This window comes from Limnohabitans sp. TS-CS-82 (assembly GCF_002943475.1).
Window position 1 is genome coordinate 23,815 of the sequence record NZ_PTQX01000024.1, and the last position, 14,208, is coordinate 38,022.

The following is a 14,208-nucleotide window of genomic DNA, read 5'->3' on the forward strand; positions in this document are numbered from 1 at the left end:
AGGATGAAATTCCCCTTGTCTGCTGCACGTCTTTGGGCCTTGCGCCTTGCGCTCTTAACGGCCGCGTCTTGCGCCGTTCCCGTCACAGGCCACGCCCAAGCAAGTGATGCCGACAAGACCGAAAACTCGGCCATGAGCGGCGAGTTGCTTTACGAAATTTTGTTGGGCGAGATGAACCTGCGCCAAGGCGAACCCGCCGCTGGTTTTTCACTCTTGCTCGATGCGGCTCGCAAATCCAACGATGTGCAGCTGTATGACCGCGCCGTTGAGATTGCGCTGCAAGCCCGTTCGGGTGATGGCGCGTTGATGGCGGCACGCTCTTGGTCTCAGGCATGGCCACAAGACCGCAAAGCCAACAACCAAGTGCTGCAAATTTTGTTAGCGCTGAACCAAGTGGCAGAGAGCTTGGAGCCGTTGAAAAAAGAAATCGCGCTCGCACCCGATGCCGAACGCGATGCCATCATCAACTTGATTCCCCGCCACTACGCCCGCGTCACCAACAAAAAACGTGCGGCAACTGTGGTGCAGCAAGCGCTGGAGCCTTATTTAAATAAAAACAACACCACAGGTGCTGTGGCGTGGACCAGTTTGGGACGCCTGCGTTTGGCAAGTGACGATGCAGCAGGCGCACTTGAAGCGGTGAAAAAAGGCCAAGCAGCCGACATCAAGGCCCAAGGCCCCACCCTGTTGGCTATGGAGCTGATGGGGAAAAAAGTAGCCGAAGCCGAACCGCTAGTGCAACAAGGCTTGCGCAAACAAGACGGCACCGAAATGGCCATGAGCCATGTGCGTGTGCTGATTGAGCTGGAGCGTTACACAGAAGCCACCGAACAACTGCAAGCCATCACACGCAAAGATTCAAAGCTAGCGGATGCATGGCTGGTGCTGGGCTCGTTGCAATTCGAGCAAGGCCAAGACAAAGAAGCCGAAGCCTCGCTGGCACGCTACGTCAGCCTTGCGACCCAAGCCCCAACAGACACCAGTACACGCGGTTTGAACCAAGCCCAAACACGTCGCGCTGCGCTGCTGGCTCGCCAAGGCAAGATGGGCGAAGCACGTGAATTGATTCATCAAATTCCTGCCAACAACGTAGACGAGCAACGCAGCCGCGTACTGGCCGAGGTGCAGCTCTTGCGCGAGCATCGCCAATGGCAAGCCGCCTTTGATTTGCTGGCCGCCCACAGTGGCGACAACACAGATCTGATCTACGAACAAGCGATGCTGGCCGAAAAGCTCAACAAACTCGATGAGATGGAAAAGCTGCTGCGCCAAGTCATCGCCAAAAACCCCAGCTATTACAACGCCTACAACGCCTTGGGCTTCTCGCTGGCAGATCGCCACATTCGCCTGCCCGAAGCCAAGCAACTCATCGTCAAAGCCCTGACCTTTGCACCGGACGACCCCTTCATCACCGATAGCCTAGGCTGGGTGGAGTTCCGTTTGGGCAATTTGGCCTCAGCCCTGAGCTACTTGCAAAAAGCCTACAAAGACCGTGCAGACGCTGAGATTGCAGCCCACTTGGGTGAAGTGTTGTGGCAGATGAAGCGCCAAGACGAAGCCATTCAAATTTGGCGTGAGGGCCTAAACACAGCGCCTAACAACGAGACCTTGCAAGAAACGCTGCAACGCCTCAAGCCTGCGCTGTAAATCATGCGCGCTTGGTGGCTTGCTTGTCTGATAGGGGTCTTGCTTGTGGGCTGTGCCACGCCTAGCCGCCCCTCAAAAGGGCTCAACGCTAGCTCGCCCACAAACCTACCAGCCCAACTGCCTGAATGGCAAGGCCGCATCAGCGTCCAAGTGCTGGGCGATGCACCGTCATCCATGAGCGCCAGCTTCTCGCTGCGCGGCGACGCCTACAACGGCGAGCTTGATTTGTATTCACCACTCGGCACCACACTTGGCGCTTTGCAATGGACGCCGCAACTGGTGCAATTCAGCGACGGCGGCAAACACCAATACTTCAACTCACTGGCCGAGCTGACCGAAAAAGCCACAGGAGCCGCCCTGCCAGTCGATGCCATTTTTGGCTGGCTACAAGGTCAACACGTGCAAGCGACCGGCTGGCAAGCTGATTTATCGGCCGTGTCGCAAGGCTCACTCATTGCACGTCGCACGGCGCCTTCGCCCGAAGTGACCTTACGCATCAAACTCGATCAGTAATTCATGCGCTCGCTACACAACGTCTTAGCCCCCGCCAAGCTCAACCTGTTTTTACACATCACGGGGCGACGCGACGACGGCTACCACTTGCTGCAATCGGTCTTCATGCTGATCGACTGGTGCGACACCTTGCACTTTGACGTGCGCGACGATGGCGTGATTGAGCGCGAAGATGTCACGGTGGCACTCCCTGCCGATGACTTGGTCGTGCGTGCTGCGCAATCTTTGCAGCGTGCTAGCGGCACATCTTTGGGCGCGCACATCGCCATTGAAAAACACATCCCCGCACAAGCGGGCATGGGCGGCGGATCGTCGGATGCTGCGACTACCTTGCTGACACTCAACCGTTTATGGGGATTGCACTGGCCACTCTCCAAGCTCATGCCGTTGGGCCTGGCTTTGGGTGCAGATGTGCCGTTTTTCTTGGGTGGACACAATGCATGGGTGGAGGGCATTGGCGAGAAAATGACGCCTATAGATTTACCCTCTGCCCGCTTTGCTGTGGTCAAACCCAATGCAGGTTTAGAGACTGCAAAAATTTTTCGCTCCCCGGAGCTGCAACGCGCTACAGAAACTGCTACAATGCCGGTCTTCGCTGTTAATCATTACGGTTTTGGTCGTAACGATTTGCAGCCAGTAGCTCAAGCCTTGTGCCCCGAAATGACCGAAGCCCTTCAGTGGTTGAGTTCTTTTGGATTAAGCCCTCGCATGACAGGCTCTGGCAGCGCAGTGTTTGCTCGGTTACATGACGGTGTGTTGATTGACTCAGCCCCGAACAACTGGCAAATGCGGATATGCAGCAATTTGGCAGTTCATCCACAAGCGGGATGGGCAGCCAGTGAAAGTTAACGGTTGGTCGCTGCAAAGCGATTGACCTGTGTAGGGGATTCGCCAAGTTGGTTAAGGCACTGGATTTTGATTCCAGCATTCCGAGGTTCGAGTCCTCGATCCCCTGCCAAATGTTTCAAAAGCACACAGTGCTTAATTTTTCAAAGCACATCAGTGCTTGGTTTGCAAGTGACTGCTTTTAGCGTCATTGGTCTTGAAGCGAAAGTCATACGTCATCATGTCGAACCACACCCCCGACTTCATGGTCTTTACTGGCAATGCCAACCCCACTTTGGCTGCCGAAATCGCAACTCACCTCGGTATCGAAGTTGGCGCAGCCCATGTGGGCCGCTTCTCAGACGGCGAAGTCACTGTTGAAATCAACCAAAACGTGCGTGCCCGCGATGTGTTCGTGGTGCAAAGCACTTGCGCACCCACCAACGAAAGCTTGATGGAATTGCTGATCATGGTCGACGCCTTAAAGCGCGCCTCAGCAGAGCGCATCAGCGCGGTCATCCCCTACTTCGGCTACGCCCGTCAAGACCGCCGCCCACGTTCAAGCCGTGTGCCAATCTCCGCCAAACTGGTGGCTGATTTGCTGCAGACCGCTGGTGTGGCTCGCGTGTTGACCATGGACTTGCACGCTGACCAAATTCAAGGTTTCTTCGACATTCCTGTCGACAACATCTACGCATCTCCCGTTTTGTTGGGCGACTTGCGCACAAAAAATTACGAAGACCTGATCGTCGTGTCACCCGATGTGGGTGGTGTGGTGCGCGCCCGTGCTTTGGCCAAGCAACTCGGTTGCGATTTGGCCATCATCGACAAGCGCCGCCCCAAAGCCAACGTGTCTGAAGTGATGAACGTCATTGGCGACATTGAAGGCCGTAACTGCGTGATCATGGACGACATGATCGACACCGCAGGCACTTTGGTGAAAGCCGCTGAAGTTTTGAAAACGCGTGGTGCTAAGAAGGTTTACGCCTACTGCACACACCCCATCTTCTCTGGCCCTGCGATTGAACGCATTGCCAAAGGCGATGCCCTCGACGAAGTTGTGGTGACCAACACCATTCCTTTGAGCGAAGCTGGTCGCGCCTGCAAAAAAATCCGCCAACTCACCGTGGCTCCGTTGATCGCCGAAACGATCCAACGCATTGCTAGCGGCGAGTCGGTCATGAGTTTGTTCTCCGACCAAGACCAGCTGTTCTAAACAGTCAGCGTCCAAGTCGTCGAACATCGACCCCGGGCTGCATTCATGCAGCCTATTTTTGAAACTGGAGCCACACTGGTCGCGGTGGGTTCTCACTGGAGTTAATTATGAATTTTGTCGCTTTTGAGCGCGCTAAGCAGGGAACGGGTGCGAGCCGCCGTCTGCGTATCACTGGTCGTACACCTGGCATCGTCTACGGTGGCGCGACTGAACCTTCATTGATCGAAATCGATCACAACGCCTTGTGGCACGCCTTGAAGAAAGAAGCGTTCCACGCTTCTGTCTTGCAAATGGAATTGAACGGCAAAACAACCGAAGTGTTGTTGCGCAACGTGCAATACCACCCCTTCAAACAGCTCGTTTTGCACATCGACTTCCAACGCATCGATGCCAACACAAAGATGAAGAAGAAAGTGCCTTTGCACTACTCTGGCGAAGAGAACTCACCAGCTTTCAAAGTTGACAAGTGCTTGATCAACCGCATCGCCACTGAATTGGAAATCTCTTGCATGCCAAAAGATCTGCCTGAGTTCATCGCTGTGGACTTGAGCAACTTGACCAAAGGTCACTCTTTGCACGCCAAAGACATCACCCTGCCCGCAGGCGTGACCGTTGTGGCTCCTGGCACTTCCAACCCCGTGTTGGTCGCCGTAGTGGCAACCAAGGCCGAAGAGCCAACACCTCAAGAAGCCGCAGCTGCTGCTGGCGACAACAAAAAGAAGAAGTAATTTTTCTTTTCTGCAATCCTTCATTGATTGCTTTGAACGGCTCACCTCGGTGGGCCGTTTTGCTTTTGGAATAATCATCACATGATCAAGCTCCTTGTTGGCCTGGGCAACCCCGGCACTGAATATGAAGCCACGCGTCACAACGCAGGCTTTTGGTGGATAGACACAGTGGCACGCGACCTCAAGGTCAGCCTTCAACCCGACCGCGCGTACCACGGCTTGGTGGCACGCACCTCGGTCAAGGGCGAGAACGTGTGGTTGCTGGAACCGCAAACCTTCATGAACCTCTCGGGCAAGTCGGTAGGGGCACTGGCGCGCTTCTTCAAAATTCAACCACAAGAAATTTTGGTGGTGCATGACGAGTTGGACATCACGCCTGGCGAAGCCAAACTCAAACTCGGCGGCAGCCATGCTGGCCACAATGGCCTGCGCGACATCCATGCACAGCTCGGCACAGACCAATACTGGCGACTGCGCATTGGCATTGGCCACCCCGGTGTGAAATCAGAGGTTGCGAACTGGGTGCTGAAGAAACCAGCGCCCGACCAACGCACCGCCATTGAAGACTGCATCACACGCACCAGCTTGGCCTTGCCGCATTTGCTTGCGGGCGATATGGTGAAAGCCACGCAAATGATTCACACCGCCAAGCCGCCCCGGCCCAAACCACCTCGGCCGACTACGCTGCCTGGCACTGAGAAGACAGGGGCTGCAGATGCTGACAAAACACAAGCCAAAGGGACTGAGAGCAACTAAGTGTTTTGCTGCCTTACTAGGTATGGCGGCACTCTTGAGCCATGCAACCTTGGCAGACACGGTGTACCGCTGCGGTGAAGCGTACAGCAGCTCTAGCCAGTGCACCAATGGGGCTGCAACTGAAGTTAAACCAAGCTCAGTGCTGCAAGCCGGGGGGCCAGACAAAGGCCACGCGGCGACACGTGACTTGCGTGACGCACAAGCCTTAGAGAAACAGCGCCTGCAGGCGGAACAACAAGCAGCTCAAGCAGCACCTATTCGACTCAGCACACCTAGCGCGCCGTCGACCAACCCATCATCTAGCAATGTCACCCAGACAGAGCCAATCTCCAAACAGGGCAAGCGCAAAGGTAAACAAGCCCGCAAACCAAACAACCCCTACTTCACAGCCGTAGATCCAACGGCAGCGCCCAAAAAGAAAAGCACCGCCAAAGCGGTGCCTGCTAGTTCTAACCCCTAAAACACAACGCGCTTCAAGGCGAGGGTTGAATCACTTGGCTGTCTGCTGCAACAAACGAAACTTCGCTAGCAGTGCATCACGACCCTCTACCCGCTCAGGGTTCACGGGAATGCAAGCCACTGGACACACCTGCACACACTGGGGCTCGTCGAAATGGCCCACGCACTCGGTGCATTTGTCGGGGTTAATTTCGTAAATCTCCGGCCCTAAGAAGATGGCTTCGTTCGGGCACTCGGGCTCACACACATCGCAGTTGATGCATTCGTCGGTGATCATCAAGGCCATAAAAAATCCGTCAAGGGGCTAAATAAAAGAGCAATTATCCCAGCTCACCTGCTGTTACCCAAGGGCGCCACACTTAGGCCACACCGTTGGCATGTGTTTGTGCAGCAAGTTGCTCACGCACTTCAAGCAAACGTTTTTGGCTATACACCGGTTGCTCAGGCAAATCCGCCAAATGCGCCGCATCGGCCCACAGCTGGATGTGCAGCCCACCATCGCGCCAAGCGACTTGATTGATGCCTGCGTTGGGAATGTCACATACGCGCGGGCCGCTGAGCGACAAAGCTTGCGCATGACGCCACACCATATCCAGCACGCCGCCATGCGTCACCACCACCACATACTCGCCCTCGTATTGCTGCGCTAAGTCTTGCAACGCGGCAATCACGCGGTCATGAAACGCGCGGGTCGTCTCCGCGCCCTCCACCGCCAAGTCAGCATCAAACGCCAACCAACGTTGCCAGGCATCAGGGTGTTGCGCTTGAATATCGGGACTGCGCATGCCTTCAAACATGCCGTAGCACTGCTCGCGCAGGCCTGCATTCAAGATGCAGGTGTGGCCCAGCACCTCGGCCACAGGCTGGGCAGTTTGTTGGGCACGCAGCAAATCGCTGCTGATGAGTCGGGTGGGTACACGGCCCTGCGTTTGCCATTCGGCCAAAGCTTGCACCATGCGGGTTTTCAACCGCTGGGCTTGTTCAAAGCCCATCTCATTGAGCGGCACATCCAGCTGCCCCTGAAACCGTAGCTCGCGATTCCAAGCGGTTTCGCCGTGGCGGATGAGAAGAAAGTCCGTCACTTCGCCGTGCGCTTGGCTAACAGCCGCTTGTACACACCTGCAGACACCAAGTCTTTGCCATCATCGCCGGCCCCCAGCAATGAGATTTCACGCACAAAGGTGCTGGAGATGAATTGGTATTTGGCGCTGGGCGTGAGGAACACGGTTTCCACCTCAGGCATCAGCTCTCGGTTCATGCCGGCGAGTTGAAACTCGTAATCAAAGTCAGTCACGGTACGCACACCGCGCACCATCACGGTGGCGTTGTGGCTACGCACAAAGTCGCGCGCCAAGCCGGTGAAGGGCACCACTTCGACTTGCGGGTGTGCGGCCATCGCCTCACGCGCCATGTCCATGCGCTCGTCCAAGGTGAACAAGGTTTTCTTGTGGTGGGCAGTGGCCACCGCCAAGATGACCTTGTCAAACATGGCCGCAGCGCGCAACACGATGTCTTCATGGCCCAAGCTGATGGGGTCAAAGGTGCCGGGGTAAATGGCAACAACTTGCTTGGACATGGGCGCTCCTAAGTGTTTCTAAATATCAAAACTGATTATGCAATTCGGCGCAACAAGTGCGCGTGCACCGCGCCGGCTTTGAGGTGGCGATACAGCGAGAGGCCCATAGGCTCGAGCTGCTCATCTGTCCAAGCCAGAGGCGCTTCGAGGTACACATAGCCATCAGCTTTCACGGCTTTGCCTGCAGCGAGTAGCGAGGGCTCAAACAAAGCGCCATCAAACGGTGGGTCAATAAAGATCAAATCCACACTTGATTCGCTGAGCTGCCTCAAGCAAGCCACCCCATCGGTGCGCAGCACGTGCACATTGGTCGCCTTGAGGCGGTTCACTTGGGTGCTGAGTTGCGCCACCAAAGCGGGGTCGAGTTCACACACCTGCACATGGGCCGCACCGCGTGAGGCGGCTTCAAAGCCCAAGGCGCCTGTGCCCGCAAACGGATCGACACAGCGCCAGCCCAAGAGCGATTGACCCAGCCAGTTGAACAGGGTTTCGCGCACACGGTCTGGTGTGGGGCGCAGGCCGGGCTTCAAGGCCACGGGCAATTTGGTGCGGCGCCATTCGCCGCCGATGATGCGGACCTCGCCTGCCCCTTTGTGCCGTTTTTCGGCGACGGGTTTGACAGGGGTGGCGTTGAAAGATTTTGGTGTGCGGGTTTTCATAGAATGGACTGATTCTAGAAACACCCACACATGTTTAGCTTCTTCAAGAAAAAAATCACTGGTCAGCCTGCTACTGAGACGGCAAACAACGGCAACGCCGCCGTTTCCCCTGCGAACACGTCCGCTCACGCCGCAGCGTCTGAAGCGACATCAAGCACGTCAGTAACAGCGACAGCGACTGTGATGCCTGCCGAGCGCCCCCGCGCCAGCTGGCTAGCTCGCTTAGGCTCAGGCCTGCGCCGCACAGGCCAAAGCATTAGCAACGTTTTCACAGGCACCAAGATTGATGACGAGCTCTATGAAGAACTCGAAACCGCCCTGCTCATGGCCGATGCTGGCGTGCAAGCCACCGAATATTTGCTGAAAGACTTGAAGCAACGCGTCAAAGACACTGGCACCACCGAGCCATCCGCCGTCAAAGCTTTGCTGGCCGCATCGATTGCCGAGCTGCTCAAACCTCTAGAAAAACCGCTCACCATCGGCGCACACAAACCCACCATCATCATGGTGGCGGGCGTCAATGGCGCAGGCAAAACCACCTCAATTGGCAAGCTCACCCGCCACTTGAGCGACAGCGGTGCCTCGGTGCTGCTGGCCGCGGCAGACACCTTCCGCGCAGCCGCCCGCGAGCAGCTCGCTGTTTGGGCCACCCGCAACACGGTAGAGATCGTCAGCCAAGAAGGCGGCGACCCTGCGTCTGTGAGCTTTGACGCCGTGACCGCAGGCCGCGCACGCGGCAAAGATGTGGTGCTGGTCGACACCGCAGGCCGTCTGCCCACGCAGCTACACCTGATGGAAGAGTTGAAGAAGATCAAACGCGTGGTGCAAAAGGCCGAGCCAACTGGACCACACGAAGTATTGCTGGTGATTGACGGCAATACCGGCCAAAACGCGCTCGCCCAAGTGAAGGCATTTGATGAAACGCTGGGTTTAACCGGCCTGATCGTCACCAAGCTCGACGGCACAGCCAAAGGTGGCGTGTTGGCTGCCATTGCGCTGTGGGGACAAAGCCGTGCTGCTGCGGGTGGCTCGGTCGTGCCTGTTTATTTCATTGGCGTTGGTGAAGCCGTGGAAGACCTCGAAACCTTCAGCGCACAAGAGTTTGCTGACGCCCTGTTGGGCTAGGTAAATAACTCTGGCCCATCCTCGGTCAATCGCGCTTCAACACCCCTTTAAGGCTCTCGCACCAGCGACCACAACGCTCAGAGCCTCCACCACGGGATAGCTGTCCATGCGGCCTTGCTTGCGTGTGAGCGGCGGTTGTATGTAATAGCCCAAGCCGCAACGCAGCTGGGTTTCAGATGAATCGGAATTGAGCACATGCGCGCAGCTCTTGCAGCACTGAACGGCAATTCGCTCCAAGGTCATGGGGGGCATAACAGGCTCCTTAAATACTGTGATTAAATTCAGTATATGTTAAAAAGCACAGTATCTCAACACCTTCTCAATTCGCGGGTAAACCCCTAAAATTCGCAAGGTTTAGCACTCGAACCACATGAGTGCTAATATACGTTTTAGTTATCCGAAAGGACTAATTCAATGACCGCAATCACCCAACAGTCACACGCCATCACCAACCCTTGGGGTTTGGTGCCGTCGCTGGGCAACCTTGATGCCTACATCACAGCTGCCAACCGCTTGCCCATGCTCACGCTTGAGCAAGAGCAAGAGTTTGCCCGTCAACTCAAAGACAACAACGACCTCGAAGCCGCTGGAAAGCTGGTGCTCTCGCACCTGCGTTTGGTGGTCTCGGTGTCACGCCAATACTTGGGTTACGGCCTGCCCCACGCAGACCTAATCCAAGAAGGCAACATCGGTTTGATGAAAGCCGTCAAACGCTTCGACCCTGACCAAGGCGTTCGTTTGGTGAGCTACGCCATGCACTGGATCAAGGCCGAGATTCATGAATACATCTTGAAAAACTGGCGCATGGTCAAAGTGGCCACCACCAAAGCACAGCGCAAATTGTTTTTCAACCTGCGCTCGATGAAGCAAGGCTTCAAGTCTGATGCGCTCGACAACACTCACCGCAACACGCTCAACCCACACGAGGTGAATGCGGTGGCGACCAAGCTCAATGTCAAGCCAGAAGAAGTGCTTGAGATGGAAATGCGCATGTCCGGCGGCGATGTGTTGCTCGACCCTAGCCCCAACGAAGACAGCGACGAAGCCTTTGGCCCCATCGCCTACTTGACCGACACCAACCACGAGCCCACCGCCATGATGGCGGCGCACCAGCGCGATGTATTGGCATCTGACGGCATCGCCGCTGCGCTGAACGTGCTCGATGAGCGCAGCCGCCGCATCGTGGAAGAGCGTTGGCTCAAAGTACAAGACAACGGCTCGGGTGGCATGACGCTGCACGACTTGGCCGCTGAATACGGTGTGAGCGCTGAGCGCATTCGCCAAATCGAAGTCGCTGCCATGAAGAAGATGAAAGCTGCTTTGGCTGAATACGCGTAAAGCGCCAAGGCCTTGATAGGGCCAGACAAGCTAAATCAAAAGGGCCGCCATGTTTTGCATGGCGGCCCTTTTGCTTGAACGTCAAGACTTCACGATAAGTGGTCTTAATTGCTGAATGCTGGGATGCCCGTGATGGCACGTCCCAAGATCAGCGCATGCACATCGTGTGTGCCCTCGTAGGTGTTGACCACCTCCAAGTTCACCAAGTGGCGAGCCACGCCAAACTCATCTGAAATTCCATTGCCGCCCATCATGTCGCGGGCCATGCGTGCAATGTCCAAAGCCTTGCCGCAGCTGTTGCGCTTGAGGATGGAGGTGATGTCTACCGAAGCCGTGCCCTCGTCTTTCATACGGCCCAAGCGCAAGCAGCCTTGCAAGCCCAATGAAATCTCAGTCATCATGTCGGCCAACTTCTTTTGAATCAGTTGGTTGGCAGCCAAGGGGCGGCCAAACTGTTGACGGTCCATCACGTATTGACGTGAACGGTGGAAGCAGTCTTCAGCCGCGCCCAATGCGCCCCACGCAATGCCATAACGCGCACTATTCAAACACGTGAACGGTCCCTTAAGCCCACGCACATCAGGGAAGGCGTTTTCTTCTGGCACAAACACCTCGTCCATCACGATTTCGCCTGTGATGGAAGCACGCAAACCCACCTTGCCGTGAATGGCTGGGGCACTCAGGCCCTTCCAGCCTTTTTCCAAAATAAAGCCACGAATCGCGCCTGAGTCATCCTTGGCCCAAACGACAAATACATCAGCAATGGGGCTGTTGGTGATCCACATCTTGGCGCCTGAAAGCGAGTAACCGCCCGCTACCTTTTTGGCACGCGTGATCATGCTGCCGGGGTCTGAACCATAGTTGGGCTCGGTCAAACCAAAGCAACCAATCCACTCGCCTGTGGCGAGCTTGGGCAAGTACTTTTGCTTTTGCGCTTCAGAGCCAAACTCGTTGATGGGCACCATCACCAAAGACGATTGCACGCTCATCATTGAGCGATAGCCCGAGTCCACGCGTTCGACCTCACGCGCCACGAGGCCATAGCACACGTAGTTCAAGCCTGCGCCACCGTATGCCTCAGGAATCGTGGCGCCCAAGAGGCCCAACTCACCCATTTCTCTAAAAATGGTGGCGTCCATTTTTTCGTGACGGAAAGCCTCTAAGACACGCGGGGCTAAACGCTCTTGGCAATAAGAAGCCGCAGCTTCTTTGACCTGACGTTCGTCGTCCGTCAATTGAGAATCAAGTTGGAAAGGGTCTTCCCAAGAAAAACTAGCAGCACTCATTGGATGGTTTCTTTGCTCAAAAAATTTCAGAAATGAATTATCAATCCAGCTTAGCGCCAGACATCTTCACCACACGCTCCCAGACTGGGAATTCGCTTTTATACACAGCAGCAAACTGCTCGGGCGTGTTGCCCACAGGGATGAAACCCATCTTGTTGATGCGATCTTGTGTTTCAGGCAACGCGACGATGGCACGCACTTCAGCAGACACACGTTGCATCACATCATTGGGGGTCTTGGCAGGGGCTGCCATGGCAATCCAACCGGTCACACGGAAGATGTCGTCTTTGAAGCCTTGTTCACGCATGGTGGGGACGTTTGGCAACACGCTCATGCGTTGCTCACCCGTCACAGCGATGGAGCGCAACTTGCCACCATCAATGTAGGGCTTGGCCGTTTGCGCGCTGGCAAAGGCAAAGTCGATCTGACCGCCCACCAAGTCTTGCAACATGGGCGCCTCGCCTTTGTAGGCCGCATGGGTCATGTCCGCTGACATGCTTTGGCTCAGGTAAGCACCCGCCAAGTGTGCGTATGAGCCCATACCCCAAGAGCCATAAGACAACTTGCTTGGGTTTTTCTGAATATGCGCCCTCAAATCACTGGCGCTGTTGATGCCAGAGTTGGGGTTCACCAACAACGTGACAGGGGCCAATGCCAGTTGCGAAACGAGTGAGAAATCACGACCTGGGTTGTAGGGCAGCTTTTCATACAAGAACTGATTGATGAGCACGGTGGTACCCAGAGTCACCAAAAAGGTATAGCCATCAGGTGTTGCCTTCGCTGCGGCATCCGTACCTGTGACACCACCAGCGCCTGCACGGTTGTCGATCAACACGGGCTGTCCCAAACGGTCAGCCAATTTTTCAGCCAATGTGCGCGCAATGATGTCAGTAGCACCACCTGGTGCATAAGGCACGATCAGCTTGATGGGTTTATTGGGATAAGCCTGTGCTTGTGCTTGCGTGCCAACACACAAAGCCATCAAGGCAACTGCAGCTGTGGCCACGACTTGGCGGCGTGATTTTTGATTCATCATTTTTGTCTCCTGTTATTTATTTATCAATCGTTTGAAACACTTCTATCTCGAATCACCCGCCCCCATTTGGCGTAGTCATTCTGAACACGTTGACCCATTTGAACGGGCCCCTCAAAGTTGGCAATGCAACCGGCATCGCGTAATCGGTCTTGCACTTCCTTCTCAGACAAGATGGCTTGTATCTCACTGGCCAATTTATCCACGACAGCTTTGGGTGTGCCTTTGACAACCAGCAAACCGCCCCATGACACCGCGTCATAGCCCTTGATGCCTTGCTCAGAAATGGTCTTCACATCGGGTACCACGCTCACGCGTTGGGGTGAACCAATGGCAATCGCTCGCAGCTTGCCCGACTTGATGTGTGGCAGCGCAGCCACCAAGTCTGAATACATCACGGGCACCACGCCACCAATCGTGTCGGTGATGGCGGGCACGCCGCCTTTGTAGGGCACGTGTTGCATTTCAAACCCTGCCAACTGTTGCAACAACTCCATACTCAGGTGGCCAAAACTGCCCACGCCTGAGCTTGTGTAGTTCATGGGCTTCGGTTGCGCTTTGGCGTGCGCGATGAGCTTGGCCAAGTCGGTCACGTCTGGCAAAAGTGTGGTGTTGACCACAATGACGATGGGTAAGTCATACACAGTGGCCACAGGCATGAAATCTTTGGTGGTGTCATAGCCTGCTGCTTTGTTGAAGTGAGGCGCCAGCATGGTGGGTGTGGCCAACATCATCAAGGTGTTGCCGTCTGGTGTGCTTTTGGCTACTTGTGCGGCTGCAATCGCACCCGATGCACCCGCACGGTTTTCTACCACCACCGTTTGTTTGAGGCGCTCCGCCAATCGTTGACCCACGATGCGAGAGGCGGTGTCTGTAGGTCCACCTGCTGGAAATGGCACCACCAGTTTGATGGTTTTATCAGGTGTACTGCCCTGCTGTGCTTGCACACCACTGGCAAACACGCCGAGCAAAGCAACCATCAAGACCCAGCGAAACATGCAACTCATCGAGTGTTTAGAAAACATAGGCATCTCCAAAAAATGGGTT

At 55.5% G+C, this 14,208-nt stretch carries 17 protein-coding genes and 1 tRNA gene; 10 read left to right on the forward strand and 8 right to left on the reverse strand.

The window, feature by feature from the left end:
• Positions 1-3 precede the first annotated feature (3 nt).
• The 8 genes from C5F52_RS28680 (at position 4) to C5F52_RS28715 (ending at position 6,145) form a co-directional block, all read left to right on the forward strand.
• Positions 4-1,647 (forward strand): tetratricopeptide repeat protein, encoded by a 1,644-nt coding sequence (locus tag C5F52_RS28680; RefSeq protein WP_236658042.1) that lies wholly within the window; start codon positions 4-6, stop codon positions 1,645-1,647.
• Between the two features lie 45 nt (positions 1,648-1,692).
• Complete coding sequence (locus C5F52_RS28685; protein ID WP_161499783.1) at positions 1,693-2,160, forward strand: lipoprotein insertase outer membrane protein LolB; 468 nt, start codon at positions 1,693-1,695, stop codon at positions 2,158-2,160.
• A 3-nt stretch (positions 2,161-2,163) separates the two neighbouring features.
• Entirely contained in the window at positions 2,164-3,009 is an 846-nt protein-coding gene (gene ispE / locus C5F52_RS28690) for a 4-(cytidine 5'-diphospho)-2-C-methyl-D-erythritol kinase (RefSeq protein ID WP_104801780.1), read from the forward strand.
• Between the two features lie 32 nt (positions 3,010-3,041).
• Positions 3,042-3,118: transfer RNA gene (locus tag C5F52_RS28695), tRNA-Gln, on the forward strand.
• A 105-nt stretch (positions 3,119-3,223) separates the two neighbouring features.
• On the forward strand, positions 3,224-4,201 hold the full coding sequence (locus C5F52_RS28700; RefSeq protein ID WP_104801821.1) for a ribose-phosphate pyrophosphokinase: 978 nt from the start codon (positions 3,224-3,226) through the stop codon (positions 4,199-4,201).
• Positions 4,202-4,308: 107 nt separating this feature from the next.
• On the forward strand, positions 4,309-4,929 hold the full coding sequence (locus tag C5F52_RS28705) for a 50S ribosomal protein L25/general stress protein Ctc (protein WP_104801781.1): 621 nt from the start codon (positions 4,309-4,311) through the stop codon (positions 4,927-4,929).
• 81 nt (positions 4,930-5,010) lie between these two features.
• Positions 5,011-5,685, forward strand: coding sequence for an aminoacyl-tRNA hydrolase (pth, locus tag C5F52_RS28710; protein WP_104801782.1), 675 nt, complete (start codon positions 5,011-5,013; stop codon positions 5,683-5,685).
• A 34-nt stretch (positions 5,686-5,719) separates the two neighbouring features.
• The gene (locus C5F52_RS28715) at positions 5,720-6,145 is read left to right on the forward strand and encodes a hypothetical protein (RefSeq protein ID WP_146100197.1); all 426 of its coding nucleotides are present in this window, start codon (positions 5,720-5,722) and stop codon (positions 6,143-6,145) included.
• 30 nt (positions 6,146-6,175) lie between these two features.
• Here C5F52_RS28715 and C5F52_RS28720 read toward each other — a convergent pair whose 3' ends face one another.
• The 4 genes from C5F52_RS28720 to rsmD form a co-directional block, all read right to left on the reverse strand.
• Positions 6,176-6,430, reverse strand: coding sequence for a YfhL family 4Fe-4S dicluster ferredoxin (locus tag C5F52_RS28720; protein ID WP_104801784.1), 255 nt, complete (start codon positions 6,428-6,430; stop codon positions 6,176-6,178).
• 73 nt (positions 6,431-6,503) lie between these two features.
• Complete coding sequence (locus C5F52_RS28725; RefSeq protein WP_104801785.1) at positions 6,504-7,226, reverse strand: histidine phosphatase family protein; 723 nt, start codon at positions 7,224-7,226, stop codon at positions 6,504-6,506.
• Positions 7,223-7,720 carry a pantetheine-phosphate adenylyltransferase gene (gene coaD, locus C5F52_RS28730; RefSeq protein ID WP_104801786.1) on the reverse strand — a complete coding sequence of 166 codons (498 nt, stop codon included), beginning with the start codon at positions 7,718-7,720 and terminating at the stop codon, positions 7,223-7,225. The genes C5F52_RS28725 and coaD overlap by 4 nt, the downstream gene beginning before the upstream one ends.
• A gap of 35 nt (positions 7,721-7,755) precedes the next feature.
• Complete coding sequence (gene rsmD, locus C5F52_RS28735) at positions 7,756-8,379, reverse strand: 16S rRNA (guanine(966)-N(2))-methyltransferase RsmD (protein ID WP_104801787.1); 624 nt, start codon at positions 8,377-8,379, stop codon at positions 7,756-7,758.
• A 30-nt stretch (positions 8,380-8,409) separates the two neighbouring features.
• On the opposite strand from rsmD, the gene ftsY reads away from it, so the two are divergent.
• A complete protein-coding gene (ftsY, locus tag C5F52_RS28740; RefSeq protein ID WP_104801788.1) occupies positions 8,410-9,504 on the forward strand; it encodes a signal recognition particle-docking protein FtsY in 1,095 nt (364 codons plus the stop codon).
• Positions 9,505-9,540: 36 nt separating this feature from the next.
• Here ftsY and C5F52_RS29820 read toward each other — a convergent pair whose 3' ends face one another.
• Positions 9,541-9,756, reverse strand: coding sequence for a hypothetical protein (locus C5F52_RS29820; RefSeq protein WP_146100198.1), 216 nt, complete (start codon positions 9,754-9,756; stop codon positions 9,541-9,543).
• 162 nt (positions 9,757-9,918) lie between these two features.
• Between C5F52_RS29820 and rpoH the strand changes: the two genes are divergently transcribed.
• Complete coding sequence (gene rpoH, locus C5F52_RS28745; RefSeq protein WP_104801789.1) at positions 9,919-10,842, forward strand: RNA polymerase sigma factor RpoH; 924 nt, start codon at positions 9,919-9,921, stop codon at positions 10,840-10,842.
• Between the two features lie 104 nt (positions 10,843-10,946).
• Here the strand turns inward: rpoH and C5F52_RS28750 are convergent, their stop codons facing one another.
• The 3 genes from C5F52_RS28750 to C5F52_RS28760 are packed head-to-tail and all read right to left on the reverse strand — an operon-like array spanning position 10,947 to position 14,192.
• Positions 10,947-12,128 (reverse strand): acyl-CoA dehydrogenase, encoded by a 1,182-nt coding sequence (locus C5F52_RS28750; RefSeq protein ID WP_104801790.1) that lies wholly within the window; start codon positions 12,126-12,128, stop codon positions 10,947-10,949.
• A 40-nt stretch (positions 12,129-12,168) separates the two neighbouring features.
• The gene (locus tag C5F52_RS28755) at positions 12,169-13,164 is read right to left on the reverse strand and encodes a tripartite tricarboxylate transporter substrate binding protein (RefSeq protein ID WP_104801791.1); all 996 of its coding nucleotides are present in this window, start codon (positions 13,162-13,164) and stop codon (positions 12,169-12,171) included.
• 23 nt (positions 13,165-13,187) lie between these two features.
• On the reverse strand, positions 13,188-14,192 hold the full coding sequence (locus tag C5F52_RS28760; protein ID WP_369954703.1) for a Bug family tripartite tricarboxylate transporter substrate binding protein: 1,005 nt from the start codon (positions 14,190-14,192) through the stop codon (positions 13,188-13,190).
• Between the last annotated feature and the right edge of the window lie 16 nt (positions 14,193-14,208).

Excerpts from the sequence above, each read along its gene's own strand:
- C5F52_RS28680 (WP_236658042.1), top strand. The coding sequence starts at position 4 with ATGAAATTCCCCTTGTCTGCTGCACGTCTTTGGGCCTTGCGCCTTGCG.
- ispE (WP_104801780.1), top strand. The coding sequence starts at position 2,164 with ATGCGCTCGCTACACAACGTCTTAGCCCCCGCCAAGCTCAACCTGTTT.
- C5F52_RS28705 (WP_104801781.1), top strand. The coding sequence starts at position 4,309 with ATGAATTTTGTCGCTTTTGAGCGCGCTAAGCAGGGAACGGGTGCGAGC.
- pth (WP_104801782.1), top strand. The coding sequence starts at position 5,011 with ATGATCAAGCTCCTTGTTGGCCTGGGCAACCCCGGCACTGAATATGAA.
- C5F52_RS28720 (WP_104801784.1), bottom strand. The coding sequence starts at position 6,430 with ATGGCCTTGATGATCACCGACGAATGCATCAACTGCGATGTGTGTGAG.
- coaD (WP_104801786.1), bottom strand. The coding sequence starts at position 7,720 with ATGTCCAAGCAAGTTGTTGCCATTTACCCCGGCACCTTTGACCCCATC.
- rsmD (WP_104801787.1), bottom strand. The coding sequence starts at position 8,379 with ATGAAAACCCGCACACCAAAATCTTTCAACGCCACCCCTGTCAAACCC.
- ftsY (WP_104801788.1), top strand. The coding sequence starts at position 8,410 with ATGTTTAGCTTCTTCAAGAAAAAAATCACTGGTCAGCCTGCTACTGAG.
- C5F52_RS29820 (WP_146100198.1), bottom strand. The coding sequence starts at position 9,756 with ATGCCCCCCATGACCTTGGAGCGAATTGCCGTTCAGTGCTGCAAGAGC.
- rpoH (WP_104801789.1), top strand. The coding sequence starts at position 9,919 with ATGACCGCAATCACCCAACAGTCACACGCCATCACCAACCCTTGGGGT.
- C5F52_RS28750 (WP_104801790.1), bottom strand. The coding sequence starts at position 12,128 with ATGAGTGCTGCTAGTTTTTCTTGGGAAGACCCTTTCCAACTTGATTCT.
- C5F52_RS28755 (WP_104801791.1), bottom strand. The coding sequence starts at position 13,164 with ATGATGAATCAAAAATCACGCCGCCAAGTCGTGGCCACAGCTGCAGTT.
- C5F52_RS28760 (WP_369954703.1), bottom strand. The coding sequence starts at position 14,192 with ATGCCTATGTTTTCTAAACACTCGATGAGTTGCATGTTTCGCTGGGTC.